Source organism: Vibrio sp. T3Y01, assembly GCF_013114525.1.
Classification (GTDB): Bacteria; Pseudomonadota; Gammaproteobacteria; order Enterobacterales; family Vibrionaceae; genus Vibrio; species Vibrio chagasii_B.
The window spans coordinates 83,662-105,794 of sequence record NZ_VTXJ01000009.1; the positions used below are offsets into that span (position 1 = coordinate 83,662).

At 47.0% G+C, this 22,133-nt stretch carries 21 protein-coding genes; 11 read left to right on the forward strand and 10 right to left on the reverse strand.

Features of this window, described 5'->3' with window-relative positions; all coding sequences use genetic code 11:
- Positions 1 to 21 precede the first annotated feature (21 nt).
- Genes gspH through F0232_RS11920 form a run of 7 tightly spaced genes read left to right on the forward strand, consistent with a single transcriptional unit; the run spans position 22 to position 5,233 of the window.
- Positions 22 to 615: a type II secretion system minor pseudopilin GspH gene (gene gspH, locus F0232_RS11890; protein ID WP_105057735.1), complete on the forward strand. Its 594-nt coding sequence runs from the start codon at positions 22 to 24 to the stop codon at positions 613 to 615.
- Entirely contained in the window at positions 602 to 976 is a 375-nt protein-coding gene (gspI, locus tag F0232_RS11895) for a type II secretion system minor pseudopilin GspI (protein WP_105057736.1), read from the forward strand. The genes gspH and gspI overlap by 14 nt, the downstream gene beginning before the upstream one ends.
- On the forward strand, positions 963 to 1,712 hold the full coding sequence (gene gspJ, locus F0232_RS11900; RefSeq protein WP_171730399.1) for a type II secretion system minor pseudopilin GspJ: 750 nt from the start codon (positions 963 to 965) through the stop codon (positions 1,710 to 1,712). The genes gspI and gspJ overlap by 14 nt, the downstream gene beginning before the upstream one ends.
- A complete protein-coding gene (gene gspK / locus F0232_RS11905; protein WP_061033116.1) occupies positions 1,696 to 2,745 on the forward strand; it encodes a type II secretion system minor pseudopilin GspK in 1,050 nt (349 codons plus the stop codon). The genes gspJ and gspK overlap by 17 nt, the downstream gene beginning before the upstream one ends.
- Positions 2,714 to 3,943 (forward strand): type II secretion system protein GspL, encoded by a 1,230-nt coding sequence (gene gspL / locus F0232_RS11910; RefSeq protein WP_061033117.1) that lies wholly within the window; start codon positions 2,714 to 2,716, stop codon positions 3,941 to 3,943. The genes gspK and gspL overlap by 32 nt, the downstream gene beginning before the upstream one ends.
- A 20-nt stretch (positions 3,944 to 3,963) precedes the next feature.
- A complete protein-coding gene (locus F0232_RS11915; protein ID WP_061033118.1) occupies positions 3,964 to 4,452 on the forward strand; it encodes a type II secretion system protein M in 489 nt (162 codons plus the stop codon).
- 1 nt (position 4,453) lies between these two features.
- Positions 4,454 to 5,233, forward strand: a complete 780-nt coding sequence (locus tag F0232_RS11920; RefSeq protein ID WP_081090347.1) for a type II secretion system protein N — start codon at positions 4,454 to 4,456, stop codon at positions 5,231 to 5,233.
- A gap of 119 nt (positions 5,234 to 5,352) precedes the next feature.
- Here F0232_RS11920 and cysQ read toward each other — a convergent pair whose 3' ends face one another.
- From cysQ to F0232_RS11940, 4 genes are all read right to left on the reverse strand, one after another.
- On the reverse strand, positions 5,353 to 6,180 hold the full coding sequence (gene cysQ, locus F0232_RS11925; protein WP_004741451.1) for a 3'(2'),5'-bisphosphate nucleotidase CysQ: 828 nt from the start codon (positions 6,178 to 6,180) through the stop codon (positions 5,353 to 5,355).
- A 34-nt stretch (positions 6,181 to 6,214) separates the two neighbouring features.
- On the reverse strand, positions 6,215 to 6,766 hold the full coding sequence (gene nudE, locus F0232_RS11930) for an ADP compounds hydrolase NudE (protein ID WP_061033119.1): 552 nt from the start codon (positions 6,764 to 6,766) through the stop codon (positions 6,215 to 6,217).
- 288 nt (positions 6,767 to 7,054) lie between these two features.
- Positions 7,055 to 7,639, reverse strand: coding sequence for a Fe-S biogenesis protein NfuA (nfuA, locus tag F0232_RS11935; protein ID WP_105057873.1), 585 nt, complete (start codon positions 7,637 to 7,639; stop codon positions 7,055 to 7,057).
- A gap of 109 nt (positions 7,640 to 7,748) precedes the next feature.
- On the reverse strand, positions 7,749 to 8,462 hold the full coding sequence (locus F0232_RS11940; RefSeq protein ID WP_171750793.1) for a ComF family protein: 714 nt from the start codon (positions 8,460 to 8,462) through the stop codon (positions 7,749 to 7,751).
- A 93-nt stretch (positions 8,463 to 8,555) separates the two neighbouring features.
- Here F0232_RS11940 and bioH point away from each other — a divergent pair, with 93 nt between their 5' ends.
- Complete coding sequence (gene bioH / locus F0232_RS11945; protein ID WP_061033120.1) at positions 8,556 to 9,332, forward strand: pimeloyl-ACP methyl ester esterase BioH; 777 nt, start codon at positions 8,556 to 8,558, stop codon at positions 9,330 to 9,332.
- A 252-nt stretch (positions 9,333 to 9,584) separates the two neighbouring features.
- Positions 9,585 to 10,058: a hypothetical protein gene (locus F0232_RS11950; protein ID WP_061033121.1), complete on the forward strand. Its 474-nt coding sequence runs from the start codon at positions 9,585 to 9,587 to the stop codon at positions 10,056 to 10,058.
- Between the two features lie 126 nt (positions 10,059 to 10,184).
- On the opposite strand, the gene F0232_RS11955 is transcribed toward F0232_RS11950, so the two are convergent.
- The gene (locus F0232_RS11955; protein ID WP_105057738.1) at positions 10,185 to 12,515 is read right to left on the reverse strand and encodes a Tex family protein; all 2,331 of its coding nucleotides are present in this window, start codon (positions 12,513 to 12,515) and stop codon (positions 10,185 to 10,187) included.
- Between the two features lie 663 nt (positions 12,516 to 13,178).
- Positions 13,179 to 13,661, reverse strand: coding sequence for a transcription elongation factor GreB (gene greB, locus F0232_RS11960; protein WP_061033123.1), 483 nt, complete (start codon positions 13,659 to 13,661; stop codon positions 13,179 to 13,181).
- A gap of 174 nt (positions 13,662 to 13,835) precedes the next feature.
- Between greB and ompR the strand changes: the two genes are divergently transcribed.
- Positions 13,836 to 14,555 carry a two-component system response regulator OmpR gene (gene ompR, locus F0232_RS11965; protein WP_008218409.1) on the forward strand — a complete coding sequence of 240 codons (720 nt, stop codon included), beginning with the start codon at positions 13,836 to 13,838 and terminating at the stop codon, positions 14,553 to 14,555.
- Between the two features lie 166 nt (positions 14,556 to 14,721).
- Positions 14,722 to 16,017 carry a two-component system sensor histidine kinase EnvZ gene (gene envZ, locus F0232_RS11970; RefSeq protein WP_105057739.1) on the forward strand — a complete coding sequence of 432 codons (1,296 nt, stop codon included), beginning with the start codon at positions 14,722 to 14,724 and terminating at the stop codon, positions 16,015 to 16,017.
- Positions 16,018 to 16,379: 362 nt separating this feature from the next.
- Here envZ and recG read toward each other — a convergent pair whose 3' ends face one another.
- From recG to gmk, 4 genes are all read right to left on the reverse strand, one after another.
- Positions 16,380 to 18,458, reverse strand: coding sequence for an ATP-dependent DNA helicase RecG (recG, locus tag F0232_RS11975; protein WP_105057740.1), 2,079 nt, complete (start codon positions 18,456 to 18,458; stop codon positions 16,380 to 16,382).
- Positions 18,459 to 18,922: 464 nt separating this feature from the next.
- A complete protein-coding gene (spoT, locus tag F0232_RS11980; RefSeq protein WP_019826453.1) occupies positions 18,923 to 21,049 on the reverse strand; it encodes a bifunctional GTP diphosphokinase/guanosine-3',5'-bis pyrophosphate 3'-pyrophosphohydrolase in 2,127 nt (708 codons plus the stop codon).
- A 39-nt stretch (positions 21,050 to 21,088) separates the two neighbouring features.
- Positions 21,089 to 21,361, reverse strand: a complete 273-nt coding sequence (gene rpoZ / locus F0232_RS11985; RefSeq protein ID WP_009848003.1) for a DNA-directed RNA polymerase subunit omega — start codon at positions 21,359 to 21,361, stop codon at positions 21,089 to 21,091.
- A gap of 119 nt (positions 21,362 to 21,480) precedes the next feature.
- Positions 21,481 to 22,104, reverse strand: a complete 624-nt coding sequence (gmk, locus tag F0232_RS11990; protein ID WP_008224466.1) for a guanylate kinase — start codon at positions 22,102 to 22,104, stop codon at positions 21,481 to 21,483.
- Positions 22,105 to 22,133: the final 29 nt, after the last annotated feature.

A 22,133-nucleotide genomic window follows, 5' to 3' on the forward strand; every position in this document is an offset into this window, starting at 1 on the left:
TAAACATATGGAGTCTGCAAGGTGAAAACTACGCACAAACAGCCAGGTTTCACCTTGATTGAGATTCTTTTGGTGTTGGTATTACTTTCAGTAACGGCGGTCGCAGTGATTGCGACCATTCCTACCAATAGTAAAGATGTCGCCAAAAAATACGCTCAAAGTTTCTATCAACGAGTTCAGTTACTTAGTGAAGAAGCGATTTTGAGTGGGTTGGATTTTGGCATTCGCATCGATGAAAAGAAATCGACCTATGTTCTAATGACGCTGAAGTCTGAAGGTTGGCAGGAAGTCGAATTCGAAAAAATACCCTCTTCAACAGAGTTACCGGAAGATCTTGCTCTATCACTCAGCTTAGGCGGTGGCGCATGGGCAGACGATGATCGGTTATTCAACCCAGGAAGTTTATTTGATGAAGATATGTTTGCTGACCTTGAAGAAGAAAAGAAACCTAAGCCACCTCAAATCTACATCTTGTCGAGTGCTGAAGTGACACCATTTACACTCTCTTTTTATCCCAATACAGGCGATACCATACAAGATGGGTGGCGCATTAAAGCGTCGGATAATGGTGTGATTCGACTGTTGGAACCAGGAGAAGAAGATGAAGAGGAATAACCGTTCTCCTTATCGCTCTCGTGGTATGACGCTACTTGAGGTGTTAGTGGCACTCGCGATATTTGCTACTGCGGCGATCAGTGTGATTCGTGCCGTAACCCAGCACATCAATACATTGAGCTATTTAGAAGAAAAGACCTTCGCGGCTATGGTCGTTGATAATCAAATGGCTTTGGTGATGTTACACCCGGAGAAGCTGAAAAAGACACAAGGCACGCAAGAGTTGGCGGGTCGAGAGTGGTTTTGGAAAGTTACCCCAATTGATACGGCTGATAATCTGCTGAAAGCTTTTGATGTCAGCGTGGCAACCAGCAAGCAAGCTTCTCCAGTCGTTACGGTGCGCAGTTATGTGGTCAACTAAGAGAATGCGGTTAGTTAAAAGCATGACGGTAAATAACAGTATGGCTCGCAAACAAGGTCTATCTTCAAAAGGGAGAGGTTTTACCTTAATTGAAGTTTTGGTCTCAATCGCTATCTTTGCCACACTGAGCATGGCGGCCTATCAAGTAGTGAATCAGGTGCAGCGAAGCAACGAGCTTTCAGCTGAGCGCAGCGCTCGTTTGAATCAACTGCAGCGTAGTTTAGTTATCTTAGATAATGATTTTCGCCAGATGGCAGTGCGACAATTTCGTACTGATGGTGAGGAAGCATCATCTAAGCTGATTATAGTGAAAGAGTATTTATTGGACTCCGATAGCATTGGCATCGTGTTTACTCGTCTTGGCTGGCACAACCCACAGCAGCAGTTCCCTCGAGGTGAAGTCACTAAAGTGGGCTACCGCCTTAAAGAAGAGACCCTCGAACGCGTATGGTGGCGCTACCCAGATACACCTGCGGGGCAGGAAGCGGTTATTACCCCTTTGCTTGATGATGTTGAAACTTTGGAGTTCGAGTTCTACGACGGAAAGCGTTGGGGCAAAGAGTGGCAAGCTGATAAGTCGTTACCGAAGGCGGTGAGACTTAAGCTGACGTTAAAAGATTATGGTGAGGTAGAGCGAATTTATCTGACACCAAGTGGCACCCTAGATCAGGTTGGTGGTGACTCAAACAGTGACTCTTCAGGCAGTAGCGAGGGGAACGATGATGCCTCGAACTAATCAGCTTGCATTAACGAGACGAGCGTTAGGACGTAAGCAACGTGGTGTCGCGCTGATCATTATCCTGATGTTACTGGCGATAATGGCAACCATCGCAGGCAGCATGTCGGAGCGCTTGTTTACTCAATTTAAACGCGTTGGTAACCAACTGAATTACCAACAAGCTTATTGGTATAGCATAGGCGTTGAAGCGCTCGTGCAAGATGGTATTAGGCAAAGCTACAAAGACAGTGATACGGTCAACTTAAGTCAGCCGTGGGCGTTAGAAGAGCAGGTATTCCCGTTAGATTATGGACAAGTTAAGGGGCGTATTGTTGATGCGCAATCTTGTTTTAATCTCAATGCACTGGCTGGAGTGACAACCACTTCCAGCAACCAGACACCTTATCTAGTGACGGTTTGGCAAACCTTATTGGAAAACCAAGACGTTGAGCCTTATCAGGCTGAGGTTATCGCGCATTCAAGCTGGGAGTTTGTCGATAGCGATACTCGAGCAACTTCTTCAGCAGGCGTCGAGGACAGCACCTATGAGGCGATGAAGCCACCTTATGTCGCAGCAAACGGTTTAATGGCGGATGAGTCTGAGCTAAGAGCGGTGTATCAGGTGACTGGTGAAGTCATGAATAAGGTTCGTCCTTTTGTGTGTGCCTTACCGACCGATGATTTTCGACTGAACGTGAACACATTGACGGAGCAACAAGCGCCGTTATTGGAAGCGATGTTTGCACCTGGCTTAAGTGAGTCGGATGCGAAACAGCTGATTGATAAACGCCCGTTTGATGGCTGGGACACCGTAGATGACTTCATGGCCGAGAGCGCCATTACCGCGGTCAGTGCTGAAGTCAGCAAAAAAGCAAAAGCATATTTAACTGTAGATAGCGCCTATTTTGAGCTAGATGCAGAGGTTTTAGTTGAGCAATCTCGTGTACGTATACGAACGCTTTTCTATAGTAGTAATCGAGAAACAGTGACGGTGGTACGCCGTCGTTTTGGAGGAATCAGTGAGCGAGTTTCTGACCGTTCGACTGAGTAGCGAACCACAGAGCCCAGTGCAGTGGTTAGTTTGGTCGACAAGCCAACAAGAAGTGATAGCAAGCGGTGAACTATCTAGCTGGGAACAGCTTGGTGAGTTAACGCCTTACGCTGAAAAGCGCAGTTGTATCGCTTTATTGCCGGGAAATGAGTGCTTAATTAAGCGTGTTGAGATCCCGAAGGGTGCTGCTCGCCAGTTCGATTCTATGCTGCCGTTTTTATTAGAAGACGAAGTCGCGCAAGATATCGAAGACTTACATCTGACTATTTTAGATAAAGACGCAACGCATGCCACCGTGTGTGGTGTGGAACGCGAGTGGCTGAAGCAGGCGCTGGATACTTTCCGCGAAGCTAACATTATCTTTCGTAAAGTATTGCCTGATACCTTAGCGTTGCCTTTAGAAGAGCAGGGCATCAGTGCGCTACAGATCGACCAACATTGGTTATTGCGTCAAAGCAACTATCAAGCAGTGTCGATCAATGAGGCGTGGCTAGCGATGTTCTTACAAAGCGATTGGGTTGCCTTAGATGACGAAGAGCAATCACCAACGATTTTTAGCTACACCGCACTGCCAAGTGATGACGTTCAACAGCAAAGTGGCATTGAGTGGCAAGCTAAGCCTGCTGAACTAGTGATGTCTTTACTGAGCCAACAAGCCATCACAAGTGGCGTAAACTTACTGACTGGCACCTTTAAAACCAAATCTTCATTCAGTAAGTACTGGCGTGTATGGCAAAAAGTAGCGATCGCAGCTTGTTTGCTGGTGGCGGTGATCGTCACTCAGCAAGTCTTAAAGGTTCAGCAGTACGAAGCACAAGCCGAAGCGTACCGAACGGAGAGTGAACGTATTTTTAGAAGCGTACTTCCGGGCAAGCAACGTATTCCGACGGTCAGCTACCTTAAGCGCCAGATGAACGACGAAGCTAAGAAGTATGGTGGCTCGGGAGATGGTGATTCCTTACTTGGATGGCTAGCGTTACTGCCAGAAACTTTAGGACAAGTGAAAGCCATCGAAGTGAATAGCATTCGCTACGACGGCAACCGCTCAGAGGTGAGATTGGAAGCGAAAAGTTCTGACTTCCAACATTTCGAGACTGCGCGAGTGAAACTTGAAGAGAAGTTTACCGTTGAGCAAGGGCCATTGAATCGTAATGGTGATGCCGTATTTGGTAGCTTTACCCTTAAACCCCGTCAATAAACTGCGTAAGGAGATCAGTGATGAGAAATATGATTGAGCCACTCCAAGCGTGGTGGACTTCAATAAGTCAAAGAGAGCAACGATTAGTGATCGGTTGTTCTATTCTATTGGTGGTAGGCATCGTGTACTGGGGGCTATTGCAGCCGCTTAGTCAGCGAGCTGAGATGGCGCAAAACCGTATTCAAAGTGAGAAGCAACTGCTGACTTGGGTAACCAATAAAGCCAACGAAGTGGTGGAGCTGCGAGGAAGTGGTGGGATTGTTGCTAGCCAGCCTTTAAACCAATCTGTGCCAGCTTCTATGCGTCGTTTCAAGATTGAATTAATTCGAGTTCAGCCGCGTGGCGAGATGCTGCAAGTCTGGGTGAAACCTGTGCCTTTTAATCAGTTCGTAGATTGGCTGACATACTTGAAAGAGAAGCAGGGTGTCGAAGTTGAGTTTATGGACATTGATCGCTCCGATAACCCAGGGGTTATTGAGGTCAACCGACTACAGTTTAAACGAGGTTAATGTGAAACGCGGTTTATCTTTGAAGTTAGGTTTACTTTTTGGCGGCATCTTTATTGTCTTTTTCTCGGTTAGTCTGTTGCTGCATCTACCGGCCTCTTTTGTAATCAAACATGCACCGGCTGTGCGTGGCTTGAATATTGAAGGTGTTGAAGGAACGGTTTGGCAAGGCAGCGCTAATAATATTTCTTGGCAGCGTGTTAATTACGGTTCAGTACAGTGGGACTTCCAGTTCTCTAAACTCTTCCAAGCCAAAGCTGAATTAGCGGTTCGTTTTGGTCGTAATAGCGACATGAACTTGTCAGGAAAAGGGCGCGTTGGGTACAGCATGAGTGGTGCGTATGCGGAAAACTTAGTCGCATCAATGCCCGCTGCTAACGTGATGAAATATGCGCCAGCGATTCCAGTCCCGGTTTCAATTGGTGGACAGGTTGAGCTGACGATCAAGCATGCGGTTCATGCTCAACCTTGGTGTCAGTCTGGTGAAGGCACTGTGGCTTGGTCTGGTGCTGCCGTAGACTCGCCTGTGGGGGCGCTGGACCTTGGGCCTGTGATTGCTGACATCACTTGTGAAGATAATACACTGGCAGCCAAGGGCTCCCAGAAGAGTGCTCAAGTGGATAGCGAGTTCTCTGCGAACGTTACACCAAATCAAAGCTACACCTCGGCAGCATGGTTCAAACCGGGTGCAGAATTCCCGCCAGCCATGCAGAGTCAGCTTAAGTGGCTTGGTAATCCAGATAGCCAAGGTAAGTACCAGTTTAGCTATCAAGGACGCTTCTAGTTAGCTTCTTAATAACTAAGCTCTGCTGGTTATCCGATAACAAGACATTAAAAATGGGCACCTCATCGAGGTGCCCATTTTATTTTAATGCTGTACCAGCTAGCTTAGGTCAACAGACCCTAATCTTTGCTCTGTAAGATCTCGGCCCATGGTAAGTCTGCATCACCTAGAACAATGAAGTTCGGGTTCTCTAGCGTCTCTCTTTCATTGTAAGAGAGTGGCTCTAATTGCGTGCTTAAGATACGTCCGCCTGCTTCTTCCACGATGCACTGTGTCGCGGCGGTATCCCACTCGCCAGTAGGCCCAAGGCGCAAGTAACAATCGACAGCACCTTCTGCCACTAAGCAGGCTTTGAGTGCTGCAGAGCCTAATGGCACTAAGTCGTAGTTCCAAGCGGGACTCATACGGCTAGTGATACGATTGATGTCTTGGCGACGGCTGATCGCCATTGCAATAGATTGGTTTGGTAACTCATGACGATGCGTTTTGATTTTAACGCTGTCGTTAAGGTCTGGAATCTTCCAAGCTCCCTTACCGCTGTAAGCGTAATAGCTCACACCAGAAACTGGTGCATACACTACACCCATTACCGGCTTGTTGTGTTCAATTAAGGCGATAATTGTCGCGAAATCACCGCTTCTTGCGATGAACTCCTGTGTTCCGTCTAGTGGGTCAACCAGCCAGTAGCGGTCCCATTGTGCACGCTTTTCTAGGCTAATGTCAGCGGCCTCTTCAGATAGCACAGGGATATCTGGTGTGAGTTCACTCAGTTTTTTCGAGATCAGTTTATGCGCAGCTAGATCGGCACTGGTGACTGGCGTGTCGTCACTCTTGGTGAACTCTTCGTAATCTTTCTTTTCGTAGATCTCTAAGATGAGTTGGCCTGCGGAGCGAGCAACCTCAATCACAGAGGGTAGGAGATGAGACAAATCTTTTGTTGTTGGCATAAATATTCTCTTACTCTTCGGGGCGCTTATGGCTTTAATTATTATTTAGCGAGCGAAGGGTCAATAGTAGGGCGGTAATACTGCGAGCTTCACAGAAGTCGAGATGCGTTAATAGCTCTTCGGCTTGAGCAAGCGGCCAGCGCACAATGTCCAGTGGTTCAGGTTCATCACCTTCTAGCTTCTCTGGGTAGAGATCTTCCGCGATAAACAGCGTCATTTTGCTAGAAAAGTAAGAGGGAGCGAGAATCACTTCCTTGAGCGGAGTGAGTTTGTTAGCACCAAAGCCAATCTCTTCTTTGAGTTCACGAACCGCGGCGTCACTTGGTTGCTCACCTGGATCAATCAGCCCTTTTGGAAAGCCGAGTTCGTAGCGCTCAGTTCCCGCTGCATATTCACGTACTAATAGAATATCGCCTTGCTCAGTAATCGGAACCATCATCACTGCGTTGCGCCCGCTAGGCTTCATGCGTTCGTAAGTGCGCTCTTCACCGTTTGAAAAGCGTAAGTCGAGAGACTCGATAGAGAATAGTCTTGATTGAGCGACAGTTTGTTTAGCCAAAATCTCTGGCTTGGTCCTTTTTGTCATTGCGCTCGCTCCTTAGCTCATTGGAATTCTTTCTTATAAAGTCATTCTAATATAGGGGAAATGACCTTGAGTTCCTAGATCCGAGTTTTCATATCCGAAAATTATTGAAGCAAGAATCGATTACGATCACTTGAATACCTTACTCAAGATGGTAACGAGGTGAAGTTTTACTGGATAACAAAAGAGTATAGAGAGAACGTGATAGCCCTAACTTGCTAATCCATAAAACAAAAAAGGTTGACGCTTGCGCATCAACCTTTCAAAAAATCATTCATACTTAATCAGAGATTAGTAGTAAGAGTGCTCACCACGATCGTGCTCTGTTGCATCACGAACAGCAGTCAGTTCACCTTCGAACTGTTGAAGAAGTTCTTTTTCGATGCCTTCTTTTAGCGTTACATCAACCATAGAACAACCGTTACAACCACCACCGAATGCTACGATAGCTGCGCCGTCTTCAGTGATTTCTACCAAGCTAACGTGACCGCCGTGACCAGCAAGTTGTGGGTTAACTTGCGTTTGAATCGCGTATTCAACACGTTCTAGAAGTGGTGCATCATCTGAGACCTTACGCATCTTAGCGTTTGGTGCTTTAAGCGTTAGTTGAGAGCCCATTTTGTCACTAACGAAGTCAATTTCAGCTTCATCTAGGAACGGTAGGCTTAGCTCATCTACGTATGCAGAGAAAGCTTCGAATTTAAGTTCTGTGTCAGACGCTTCAATAGCATCTGTAGGGCAGTAAGAAACACCACACTCTGCGTTTTGTGTACCTGGGTTTACCACGAACACACGAATGTTTGTACCTTCAGGCTGCTGTGACAGCAGATTGGCAAAATGAGTTTGAGCTGTTTCTGTAATAGTAATATTTGACACGACGAATACCTGAGTAAATTTGTAGGCTATTAGCGCCATTCTACTCCTGTCAGATTTGTAATTCAGCCCTTTTTTGTTGGATTGCTGTACAAGTAGCGACTCACGCCAGTTATCCAGAGGGCTCAGGAGTGCGGCAGATGCAGTAAATATCAATCCTTTTCACCCCTACTTCAAGTAATAATTGGCATAATTGATACACAGTACTGCCTGTGGTTACAACATCATCAATTATCGCGACATGCGAGTAATCCATCGCTGAGAAGCTGGTGTTTCTCATCGCGAATGCGCCTTTCAAATTACTTTTTCTGGCTGATTTAGTGAGCCCTTGCTGCGAAGCGGTTGAACGGATGCGCTTGAATAAAACGGCATGCTCCACCTTGAGCTCTTGAGCGGTGTAACGCGCCAGTAGCTGACTTTGATTAAAACCACGATGAAAGTATCGACGCCAATGTAAGGGAACACTGGTGACTAGCGATGCCGGTTCTTTGATGCGTGACGCGAGCAAGGTCGACAGATCTCGGGCAAACCAGAATTTATCGGCATACTTCATCTGTTGGATATAGCCTGCAGTTGGAAAGGTGTAATCACCGACACAATAGAGCCGATGCCAAGGTGGCGGGTTAGCTAAGCACTCACCGCATTGTTCGACGGCTGTGACCGTTTTCAATCCGCACCTTTGACAGCGAGGCACTAGCTCGAACAGCTTTAGGCAACTATTGCACCATCGAGGGTGGTGATCATCTGGCTGTTTATCTAGCTTACAGAGGTGGCATTGAGGTGTGACCAGACGTGGTGTGTGTTTTTGTAGCCAATCGGATAACATAGCTCGCGATGCTTTTGGGTTATGGTGTTCCTTTTGCTCACCATACTGAAAAGTGCAGGTTATCGCTGATGGAAAAAGTAGGGAATATTGAGAATGAGTGACGCGTTATATTGGCATGTTTCAGGACAGGGCCCCGATTTGGTGTTGGTTCACGGCTGGGGAATGAACGGTGCTGTCTGGCAGCAAACCGTTAATGCGTTAGAGACTGATTTCCGTGTGCACGTTGTCGATTTGCCAGGTTACGGACACAGCTCTCATTGCCACGCTCAAGATCTTGAAGAGATAGCCCAGCAACTGTTGGCCGAAGCACCAAAGCAAGCGATTTGGGTCGGCTGGTCACTTGGTGGCTTGGTAGCGACGCATATGGCTCTTCATCACCCCGATTATGTGAGCAAGCTGGTGACGGTTGCTAGTTCACCGAAATTCGCAGCCGCGAAAGAGCCGGTGCTATGGCGCGGTATCCAACCCAACGTATTAACCGCGTTTACGGAACAGTTGGTGGAAGATTTCCAAACCACCATCGAACGCTTTATGGCATTGCAAGCCATGGGCAGCCCATCAGCAAGGCAAGATGTAAAACAGCTCAAGCAAGCGGTGCTGTCTCGCCCATTACCAAACCCTGATTCATTATTGTCAGGACTGAAGATGTTGTCTGATGTCGATTTAAGAGAGCAATTACCGGAGATTTCCGTTCCTATGCTGCGCTTGTATGGTCGATTAGACGGGCTAGTACCAATCAAGGTTGCCAAAGACTTGGGCAATGCACTGCCTCACACCGAGCAATACATCTTTACTCAATCCTCGCATGCACCGTTTATGACGGAAGCGGATGCCTTCTGCAGTGAGCTAGTCAGCTTCGCACAAAAATAATTGCTAAATTTATATCCGGCTCGGTCGATATATAACCTAATACCAATCACAGTAAGTGTTCAACAATAGCGTTTTAACAAGCTAGGATGATCAGTTATTTACTACGATTGGTATAACACCAACGTGTTGCATGATACTCAGACCTAACTCTCTCCAGAGCTGATTGCGGTAAGTTGGGCTATGCCTGTTGTGTGTTCTCGGTACAACAGTGTTATGGCAATAGTGATGGGCGATTCTTGAGGAGAGTTCGCGATGATTGTGTCACCTGCAACTGCAGTGAGTGTGCCACTAATCGCCCCGTCCGTTAATGTGCAAACAGAGCAAGTTGCGCGTGATAATAGAGTCCGAGAGCCTGTTGCTCCCGCAGTAGCATTGGCGAGAACCAATGCAGAGCGTAAGGTAAAATCAGACGATAAACGAAGGCAGCAGTCGGCTTGGGATCCTTCAGACCATCCAGGTTATGAAATGGAGAACGAGTCAGAGGCCAATTCGGTTAGCCAAGAAGAGCCACAAGACCCTTTTGAGCGGCTGTTCAGCTTGTTAGCGCTGAGAACATACAGTGCTGACCAAGGAAAAGGCTATACCATGCGTTTCCGCCTGCCAAAGCATGTTTTAGATGCGGCGATTCAGGAGGGACAGATGGAGAAACGACGTAAGGTCATAAAATATCATTATGGTCATGCTGTTGCGCCTCATGCTCCATCAGAGATGCTAGTCGTGTTGTAAGTCGAAAACTTATGACCCCATCAAGCTTCGATGTCTCTTTTGAACACATAATAAAAAAACCTGCATACCCTAAGGGATGCAGGTTTTCTGTTTTAGGCGAATCTGTTTTTCAAATGCGCTATTGGATTATTTTTTCGCTTTAGCAAAAGCAGCTGCGAATGCACCGCCCATTGCGCCATTTTGTTGTGGCTCTTCACGACGGCGTTGTCCACCTTGCGAGTGTTGATTCGGGCGGCTTTGCGTGCGAGGTGCACTTGAACGTTGAGCTCGGTTGTCTTGTCCCGGCTCATCTTTCATACGCATGCTGAGTGCAATACGTTTACGCTGAACATCCACTTCCATCACTTTCACTTTCACGATGTCACCCGCTTTAACCACTTCACGTGGATCAGAGACAAAGCGATCGGTAAGCGCTGAAATGTGTACTAAACCATCTTGGTGAACGCCGATATCGACGAAGGCACCGAAGTTAGCCACGTTTGATACCACACCTTCTAGAATCATGCCTGGCTCCAAGTCTGAAACGCTGTTTACGCCGTCGGCGAAGGTAGCAGTCTTGAACTCAGGGCGAGGGTCACGGCCGGGCTTATCCAGTTCTTTGATGATGTCAGTCACCGTAGGTACACCAAAGTTTTCATTGGTGTAATCAATCGCATGCAGGCCGCGTAGGAAGTCTGTGTTACCTACCAAAGACTTGATGTCTTTCTGGTTTTTCTCAGCGATGTTCTTCACCACTGGGTAAGCTTCTGGGTGCACCGATGATGCATCTAGCGGGTTCTTGCCGTCCATGATACGCAGGAAGCCAGCACACTGTTCAAAGGCTTTTGGTCCCAAACGAGCGACTTTTTTCAGTGTCGTACGCGCTTCGAAGCGACCATTTTCATCACGGTAGTCGACGATGTTCTGAGCGATAGCGCTAGAAAGGCCCGCTACGCGAGTTAGCAGCGCAGCCGAAGCGGTATTCACATCAACACCCACCGCGTTTACACAGTCTTCGACAATCGCATCTAGGCGCTTAGCAAGCATGGTTTGGCTTACATCGTGTTGGTATTGGCCCACACCGATCGATTTAGGGTCAATCTTCACAAGCTCAGCTAGAGGATCTTGTAGACGACGCGCGATAGACACAGCACCGCGCAGTGATACGTCCATATTCGGGAACTCTTTCGCTGCTAATTCAGATGCTGAGTACACCGATGCACCGGCTTCGCTAACGATGATCTTTTGCGCTTTGAGGTTGCCACGTTTAATCACATCAGCCACAAAGCTGTCGGTTTCGCGTGAAGCGGTACCGTTACCAATCGCAATAAGGTCAACGTTAAACTGACGAACCATTTGCTCAACAATGTGAGCTGATTTGTCGTATTGCTTTTGTGGTGGGTGAGGGTAAATGGTTTCTGTCGCGAGAACCTTACCTGTTGAATCAACAACCGCGATTTTCGAACCGGTACGTAAGCCTGGATCTAGGCCTAGCGTTGCACGAGGGCCAGCAGGAGCAGCCATCAGTAGGTCTTTTAGGTTGGTGGCGAATACTTCAATCGCTTCGATCTCTGCACGCTCTTTCATCGCGCCCATGAGTTCGGTTTCCATGTGCATAGAAACCTTAATACGCCATGCCCAGCTGATTACTTGCTTACGCCATGCATCTGCAGGTGCACTGCTCAGAGTAATACCGTAGTGATCAGAGATGATGTTTTCACAGTAAGAACCACGAGCGCCTTCTTCTTGCTCTGGGTCTGCGTTCATAGCCAATGTTAAGAAGCCTTCATTGCGGCCACGTAACATCGCAAGTGCGCGGTGAGACGGCACTTTGCTGAGAGTTTCGTTGTGCTCGAAGTAGTCTTTGAACTTCTCGCCTTCTTGCTCTTTACCTGCTACCACACGAGCGACGAGCTCTGAGTTGCGTGTTAGATGTTGGCGAATCTTTTCTAGCAGATTTGCGTCTTCCGCAATACGTTCCATGATGATCGCACGAGCGCCATCAAGAGCGGCTTTGGTATCGGCAATGCCTTTATCGTTGCTGATGAAGTTCGCCGCTTCCGTTTCTGGATCGTGCTGTGGTTCATTCCACAGTGTGTCGGCAAGTGGTTCTAAACCCGCTTCAATCGCGATCTGGCCTTTAGTGCGGCGCTTTGGTTTGTAAGGTAGGTATAAATCTTCTAGACGAGTCTTGCTGTCGGCTTGAGTGATATCACGCTCGAGTTCTGGCGTGAGTTTACCTTGGTCTTGAATCGACTTAAGAATTGTTTGGCGACGATCATCAAGTTCACGAAGGTAAGAAAGGCGACTATCAAGGTTACGTAATTGGGTATCGTCTAAGCCTCCCGTAACCTCTTTACGGTAGCGGGCAATAAAGGGAACGGTATTACCGTCGTCAATTAGGGTTACTGCAGCGGTGACTTGCTCAGAACGAACATTCAGTTCTTCAGCGATCAGTCGACAGATAGCTTGGCTCATCCGATGAATCTCTTATTTAATATCGTGACAAATACATGGGGGTGAGCGTACGCTTTTTCTAGCTTTGACTGTGTAATTATCCTGTCAGAAGTCGAATTTCCGTTTGTGATACCCGCTTTGTGCGAGATCTCTTACAAGTGATGTGAGACTAAGTCACTTTAAACTCAGAAAATTGTCCCAATAAAAATATAAGTTAATGATTTAGTTGGTTTTTATGTTTTTGGGCGTATTTCCCACAGTAAATGTTTTTTAGGACTATCTAGGAAACACGGCCATTTCCCGTAATATTTAACTTGTCGACAGGGAGTTGGCAGGAACAGGAAAAAGCCTAATGGACTAGGTATCTTCAGGATGAAGATTTGATTACTTAGGATGAGTGGTCAGCAAGGAAGTGATAATCTCTGGATGAGATTCGCCAGTCAGGACGACAGGCTAGAATGGACACCGCTAGGATGGCGATGAACAAAAAGGAAATTGGTTAAAGGATTTAGCCACTATCAAGGAAAGATGCAGGGAGCACCTTATCTCGAAGAGATAAACAGTAGCCGGATTGCTGCGATAGAGACTTAACCCCGCTAGGCGAAAGCCTTGCGGGGTTTTCTTTTATCTGGAGTTTGGGTTTTATAGATACTCAGTACATCGCTAAGTGACTAATAAGTAGAATTATTTGTTGTCTGCGTAGCAAATCGAGTTAATGAACCACTCTTTGTCGCCTTCCGGTGTTTTTACCGTAAATTCATCATCCACTTCTTTCTTAAGTAGAGCTCTAGCCATTGGCGAGTCGATAGAGATATAACCTTTAGCATCGCCATAGATCTCTTCTGGACCGACAATTCGAAACTTCTTAATTTCCCCATCATCATTCTCGATTTCGACCCAAGCCCCGAAAAATACCTTACCTTCTTGTTGTGGCGAGTAATCAACGATCGTGACATCAGGTAGGAACTTTCTCAAGAAACGAACTCGGCGATCGATCTGACGAAGTAGACGCTTATTGAAGGTGTAATCTGCGTTTTCTGAGCGATCTCCAAGGCTTGCCGCCCAAGTGACTATCTTAGTAATTTCAGGGCGTTTCTCGTGCCATAAGTGGTCATGTTCGGCTTTGAGCTTGTTATAACCTTCTCGGGTGATAAGTTTGGTTTTCATAAATCTTACTTAATGAAATGATGATCTAAGATAGAATATATAGAAAGGCAACATACGTTAACAATTATTTAGGCGACTTTTTCTCCAATAATGTTACATTTTTAATGTATTAACTCATTAGACTGTGCCCAAAAGCTTATAACCCAATAAGCGATTAATAGGTGGAACCATTACATGCAAGAAAACTACAAAATTTTAGTGGTCGATGACGATGCTCGTTTACGTGCACTGTTAGAGCGCTATCTGTCAGAGCAAGGCTTTCAAGTGCGTAGCGTGGCAAACAGTGAGCAGATGGACCGCCTGTTAACCCGTGAAAATTTTCACTTGATGGTATTGGATTTAATGTTGCCGGGCGAAGATGGTCTATCGATCTGTCGTCGTCTACGAAACGCAAACAACTCACTGCCTATTCTAATGCTGACGGCAAAAGGTGATGAAGTGGACCGTATTGTTGGATTGGAAGTCGGTGCTGATGACTACCTACCAAAACCATTCAACCCACGTGAATTGCTTGCTCGTATCAAAGCAGTATTACGTCGCCAAGTGATTGAAGCACCAGGCGCACCAAGCACTGAAGAGTCTGTGGTTGAGTTTGGTGAGTTCCGCTTGAACTTAGGTACACGTGAAATGTTCCGTGGCGAAGAGCCAATGCCGCTTACTTCGGGCGAATTTGCAGTGCTTAAGTCACTAGTTACCAATGCTCGTGAGCCAATGTCTCGCGATAAGTTGATGAATATGGCTCGTGGCCGTGAGTACTCAGCAATGGAGCGCTCTATCGATGTTCAGATTTCACGTCTACGTCGTCTAGTGGAAGAAGACCCAAGCAAACCTCGCTACATCCAAACGGTGTGGGGCTTAGGTTATGTCTTTGTTCCTGATGGTAAGGCTGTGTAAGTCAGCTTAATAAGCTCTACAGCAACTTTATTGATTCTGTGATTCAGAGTTCTCTATTTACGGGCCATCTCATTGATATGTGATGGCCCGTTTTGTATTCAGGATAATTGTTTAGAGTTATAGTCATATAACGCTTTGTTTTTTCTCTCTACACTTTGGGTGCCCCATGCGCATACGTAGCTCCTTTACTCAGTCGATAGTGCTTTTCTTAACGCTATTGGTCGCTAGCCAAATCTTTTCTTACTACGCCGTGTTTAACTACGCTTTGATGCCGAGCTTACAGCAGTTTAATAAGATATTGGCGCACGAGTTAAACCTAGTATTGGACCAAGGCAGTGATATCGAGATCGACGCACCACTGCGCCAGCGCGTACTTGAGCAACTTGGAGTAACGGTCCACGCCAAGGACAGCGAAGCGGCGGGTGAGTATTACCACGCAGTATCGATTGACCTGATGAGTGAGGAGATGACCAAAGAATTAGGCTCTGAAACAGAAGTGCGACTGATCTTAGGTAAAGAGAGCTATGTGTTGTGGATGGACATAGCACAGCTGCCTAACTCATTGATTCGAATTCCACTCTCTGAGCTACAAGAAGAAGACTTTGCACCGCTATTTCGTAATAGCTTGATCATGGCGATGTTGATTGTCGCTGGTGGTTGGCTGTTCATCCGATTGCAAAACCGCCCACTCATTGCACTTGAGAAAGCGGCGCAGGGTGTCGGTCGTGGTGATATTCCACCGCCACTGCCTGTGCAAGGTGCTCAAGAGATTCGTTCAGTAACTCGTGCCTTCAACCAGATGTCGAAAGGTATCCAAGAGTTAGAAGAAGACCGAGCTTTGTTGATGGCGGGTATCAGCCATGACTTACGCACACCATTAACACGTATTCGTTTGGCCACCGAGATGATGTCGCCAGAAGATGCCTATTTAGCGGAAGGGATCATCAGTGATACCGAAGAGTGTAATGAGATCATTAGCCAGTTTATGGACTACTTGAAGCCTGTCGATCGTGAATCATTCCAAGCGGTGTTTGTGGATGATATTGCCCGCGAGGTATCAAGTTCTGAAGGTGGCTATGAGGTGCAGATTGAAACTGATATTCCGGATACCATGAAGCCTGCATTAGGAAACCCGATCGCGATGAAGCGTGCGGTAAGTAACTTAGTGGTGAATGCGCTGCGTTACGGTAATGGCTGGGTCAAGGTATCAACCGGCATGACAGCGGATAACAAGCTAGCTTGGGTGACAGTAGAAGATAACGGTCCGGGCATCCCACAAGACCAGATCGGTAAGCTATTTGAACCTTTCACTCGTGGCGATACAGCGCGTGGTAGTGAAGGAACGGGGTTAGGTTTGGCAATCGTGAAACGCATTGTTAGCCAACACCAAGGTGCCGTTGTGGTGAATAACCGCAGCGAAGGCGGCTTAAAAGCGCAGATCAGTTTCCCTGTTAAACCCTAGTTGTCATCGGTCCGTGTGATTTCGATGAATTTGGTTCGGGGAACTATTAAGAGATCCCCGACTCGGTCATTCTTCCCTCTCGGGGATGACGGTGTGATAAGTATTCAGGTTCATTGAGTACAAACGGTGCGCTTAACCTTGAAGCTCTTTCTTATTATGTAGAACTGAGGCTAGAGAAAGAGGTTGAGTAAGACTGGTGGTAAAATCTGAGTCGGACGATACCAATCCGCAACCTTTCGTCATTCCCTATCGTGAGGAACGAAGGAGTAGGGAGTCTCGCTCTTGGTTTATTAACGTAATACGTAGAAAAAGGCTTCCTTATGGAAGCCTTTTTACGTTGTAAGCGGGAATGTGCGGGCCAATTACGCCTTAGAATACACATCACGTTCACCCAACCAGCGATTGATGATCGCCTTAGCGTTATCTGGATAGCTATCATGAATGTGGCGTGCGATACGCTGCACTTCAGGAATTAAACGTTGGTCTCGTACCAAGTCGGCAATCTTGAAGTCAGCCAAACCTGTCTGCTTAGTGCCAAGCAGTTCCCCGGGGCCTCTGATCTCTAAGTCTCGCTGAGCAATTACAAAGCCATCGTTACTTTCACGCAGTACGCCTAAGCGCTTCTGAGCGGTTTTAGACAGCGGTGAGTGATATAACAATACACAATGGCTTGCGACTGAACCACGGCCAACACGGCCACGTAATTGGTGCAGTTGTGCTAGGCCAAGACGTTCTGGGTTCTCGATGATCATTAAGCTCGAATTCGGAACATCCACACCGACTTCAATCACCGTTGTCGCAACCAATAGGTGCAGTTTGTTTTCTTTGAACTCCTGCATTACTGCCTGTTTCTCGGCAGGTTTCATTCGGCCGTGTACTAAACCAATTTTTACATCAGGTAGTTTGCGTTGCAGCTCTTCTGCAGTGTCTGCAGCAGCTTGCGCTTCCAATACTTCGGATTCATCAATTAGCGTACACACCCAATAGGCCTGCTTGCCTTCATTAAGGCACGCATTACGCACCCGTTCGACAATATCATCACGTTTAGTATCAGGGATCGCTACGGTTTGAATCGGTGTTCGTCCCGGAGGTAGCTCATCAATGATTGAGGTTTCGAGATCGGCATAGGCTGTCATGGCGAGCGTTCGCGGAATCGGTGTTGCGGTCATCACCAACTGATGTGGGTAATAGCCCTGCTTAGCGCCTTTCTCACGCAGCTCTAATCGCTGGTGGACACCAAATCGGTGTTGCTCATCAATGATGACTAAACCAAGGTTTTTGAACTCGACATGTTCTTGGAATAGGGCATGAGTACCGACCACCATTTGCGCTTCGCCACTGGCAATGCGCGCCAGTTCAGTCTCTCGAGCCTTACCTTTGAGTTTGCCTGCCAACCAACCGACTTGAATCCCCATGGCTTCAAACCAGTTGGCGAAATTGATTGCGTGCTGCTCAGCCAATAGCTCGGTTGGTGCCATCAGTGCTACTTGCTGGCCATGTTCCAGTGCGCGAACAGCCGCTAGTGCTGCAACCAAGGTTTTACCTGAACCTACATCGCCTTGTACTAAGCGCATCATTGGGTGTGGCTTTTCTAAGTCAGTTTCAATCTCTTGGGTTACGCGTGCTTGAGCATTGGTTGGCGAGAATGGCAGCTGAGCCAGTAGCTTATCTTTGAGTGTATTCACTGGCGGAAGCGGCATCGCTTTGTCTTGCTGTCCTTTACTGCGGACCGACAGCATCGATAGGTTTTGAGCCAGTAGCTCTTCCATAATCAAGCGCAGCTGTGCTGGGTGTTTACCTTCATCAAACAACTCTAGGTCGATACCCGGAGGCGGTCTGTGAATGGTATGCAGTGCTTGTGCTAGGGTAATTTGATGATCGTATAAGCCAGACGGTAGCAGCTCATTGACGGCTGCTTTGTCGATCAGTTCTAACGCTTGGTCGGTCAGGTTACGCAGCGTGACTTGTCTCAGTCCTTCAGTGGTTGGGTACACTGGAGTCAGGTTCGCTTCCACGTCTGGTTGCTGTCTTGGAGCAAAGAATTTGTAATCAGGATGGACGATCTCAAGTCCCATATTGCCACGCTTGATTTCACCATAAGCATGGACTTGTTTGCCTTCGGCAAAGTTGTTCTTCATACCTGCAGTGAAGTTGAAAAAGCGCAGCGTAATAGTGCCATTACCGTCGCTGATCTTTACCGCCAACATCTTACGTTTACCGAAAATGGTATCTACGCTCATCACCTTTCCTTGGACTGCGGCCCAGATTCCAGCGTGCAGTTTGATGATCGGGTAGATACGTGTTCTATCTTCATAGCGCAAAGGCAGATGAAACAGCAGGTCTTGCACATTGTTAAGCCCAACCTTTTCCAGTTTCTCTGCGACTTTAGCGCCGACTCCAGATAAAGAGTTGAGAGGGATAGCAGATAAAAGCTGTGACATAACAAGGCTCATAAACGTAAGAGTGATGATCTATTCAAGCATTTTACTGGATTTTTGTACAGGATAAAGCTTAGAAGCAGATACGGGATTCGAGTAAACGAGATGCGAAGAGATAAGAGCAGATTCGGGATGCGGGTAAACGAGATGCGAAAAGATTAAGAGCAGATGCGAGATGCGGGTAAACGAGATTCGAAAAGACTAAGAGCGAGTGCGGGGTGTATGTAAATGGGATATGAGAGGAATAGGGCGCTATAAAAAACTAAAGCAGACTCGAAATACGAAAAGTTGAGTGGTGAAAAGCTTTTGCTCTTCGCATCTCGAGACTCGTATCTCTCATCTGCCTTATCGCTTTATCTATCGATATTCAAAAACTAAAAGCGGATGTGGAGCCAAGATAGTGAGTCATGAACGAAGTTTTTGCTCTTCGTATCTCGCTATCTCGAATCCCTCATCTTTACTTTGCTCTAGTTCTTACGGCGTCTTACTTTGAGCGCGTGTGGCATCACACGTAGCTTCTTCATAATGCTCGCAAGGTGAACACGATCTTTAGTAGTCAGCAAGATTGTCACTGTGTACAAGCGTCCATCACGTTCTTCGGTCGAAATACCGTGAATGTTTGAGCCTGTTTTCGAGATAACGTTAGTTAACTCAGCCAGTGCACCTTGGTGGTTCTGCAGATCAACCTGAAGTTCAGCTGTGAACTCTTGGTCGTAATCGTCAGACCATTCCACCGCCATATACTTGTCTGGTTCTTTTTGGTAACCACGAACGTTTGGACACGTTTCACGGTGAACCACAAGACCACGACCTGGAGATACATGGGCAATGATGTGATCATCTGGAATCGGGTGACAACAGTTGGCGAACGTTAGCAGTAGACCTTCAGCACCACGGATTGGAAGTTTCTTCCTAGGCGTGTCGCTGTTGTTTTCTACTTCAGTCAGTTCGTCAGCATCACCTAGCAGGCGACGAGCAATCACGATACTCATTAGCTCACCAAGACCAATTGACGCGAGCAAGTCTTCAATGCTGTCGAGACGAAGATCAGACAATACATGTTCAACGTTCTCTTGGCCGATATCACCAATCGAGTGTTCGCCAAGTGCGTGGTTCAGTAGACGACGACCTAAGGTAATCGACTCTTCACGACGCATAGTCTTCAGAACCTGACGGATCTTAGTACGTGCACGTGATGTCACCACGTAGTTGAGCCATGCTGCATTCGGACGTGCGCCCGGAGCACTGATGATCTCAATGGTTTGACCGTTCTTCAGCGATTTACTTAGTGGGTAAGGGTTCATGTCTACACGAGCACCTACACACATGTTGCCGACATCGGTATGTACCGCGTAAGCAAAGTCGACCGCTGTAGCGCCAGCAGGAAGTTCGACAATACGACCCTTCGGCGTGAACACGAAGATCTCATCAGGGAACAGATCAGACTTAACGTTTTCAATGAATTCGAATGAGTTACCCGCGCTTTGTTGTAGCTCAAGTAAGCTCTGCATCCAACGTTGTGCTTTAACCTGTGCGGTTGTGCCATTACTGCTGCGTGAGCCGTTGCCTTTGTAAGACCAGTGTGCCGCGACACCTTTGTCTGCCATTTGATCCATATCTTCAGTACGGATCTGAACTTCAACTGGCACCCCGTGAGGGCCGATCATTGATGTATGCAGAGATTGGTAGCCGTTGGCTTTTGGTACCGCGATGTAATCTTTCATGCGGCCAGGACGAGGCTTGTACAGGCTGTGTGCCTGACCAAGTACGCGATAACAAGTATCTGGGGTATCAACCACCACGCGGAAAGCGTAGATGTCCATAATGGTGTGGAAACGCTGCTCTTTGGTTTTCATCTTGTTATAGATGGAGAACAGGTTCTTTTCACGACCAAGTACGCGAGCAGGTAAGCCAACTTCTTCAAGGCGGCCTTCAATTTCGCTATGGATACGTTGAATCATCTCCTTACGGTTACCACGCGCAGCTTTCACTACGTTTTTCAGTACGCGATAACGATTAGGGTAGAGGGCTTCGAAGCCCAGCTCTTCTAGTTCGGTCTTGATGTTATGAATACCAAGACGGTGAGCTAGTGGAGAATAGATTTCTAGGGTTTCACGAGCAATACGGCGCTTTTTGTCAGGGCGAAGTGCCCCAAGCGTACGCATGTTGTGAGTACGGTCAGCTAATTTGATCAAGATAACGCGGATGTCTTGCACCATGGCAAGAACCATCTTACGGAAGTTCTCTGCTTGCGCTTCTTTGCGATCACGAAATTTAAGCTTATCCAGCTTAGATACACCATCTACCAATTCAGCAACGGTATTGCCAAATTTTTCCTCTAGATCTTCTTTCGTGACATCACAGTCTTCAATCACGTCATGAAGTAGAGCAGCTTGTAGGGTTTCGATATCCAGACGCATTTCTGCCAGGATTCTTGAAACAGCTACAGGGTGGATAATGTATGGTTCACCGCTTGAGCGGGTTTGCCCTTCATGGGCGTCTCTCGCTACCACATAAGATTGACGCAGAGCCTCAATTTGAGGCTCTGTTAGGTATTCTTGGGCAACGTCTTTGAGGCTATCGAATAGATACAAATTAAAGGCCCGGAAGGTTAATTAGTTCGAATGACGTTCTTATCGAGTGTGAGCGATGCTGCTTACTGCTGCAAGTTCAGCCGCTTCTTGCTCTTGTTGCTCTTGACGTTCACGAGCATCTAGTACGTCTTTAGTGATAAGACCTTCTTCGATTTCGCGAAGAGCGATAACCGTTGGCTTATCGTTCTCTTCTGGCACTAGTGAATCTTTACCGCCAGTTTGCATTTGACGTGCGCGGCGAGCCGCAATAAGAACTAGGTCGAAACGGTTGCCAACTTTTTCAACAGCGTCTTGAACAGTTACGCGTGCCATGAGGACTCCAAATAGTAATTAACTAATAAATTTTTGATGACGAGAAAGTATACAAGTTTAACTAGAGACTTTCTAGATCACCGTATACTTATCTCAATGGAAAATCTAGCCTTGCTAGCTTATTCCGCCAGTAGAGCAGTAAGCATGCCGCTGTATTTTGCTGCTTGCTTATCTTCTTTTAAGCGCTCCGCACGAATGATAGCTCTGAAGTCCATTAGGGCTGCATCAAAGTCATCATTCACGATCACGTAGTCATACTCATTATAATGAGAGATTTCTGACTTCGCTTCGCTCATGCGTTTCGCAATAACTTCTTCGCTGTCTTGACCACGAACGTTTAGACGACGCTCTAGCTCACCATTTGATGGTGGAAGAATGAATACACTCTTCGCTTGAGGCATCTGTTCACGGATCTGACGAGCACCTTGCCAGTCGATATCTAGGAATACATCGATACCGCGGTCTAGGTTTTCTTCAATCCAAACGCGTGAAGTACCGTAGTAGTTGCCGAATACTTCAGCGTACTCTAGGAATTCATTCTTCTTGATGAGGTCTTCGAAGTGATGCTTCTCTACGAAGTGGTAGTGAACACCATTTTCTTCACCAGGGCGCATACCGCGAGTGGTGTGTGAAACAGATACCTTCATTGCGTAGGTTGGATTGGTTTCTAGCATTGCTGAGATCAAGCTCGACTTACCTGCGCCACTAGGTGCAGATACGATGTAAAGAGTACCTTTGCCCATCTGTATATTTCCACTGTTGGTTGGATTGA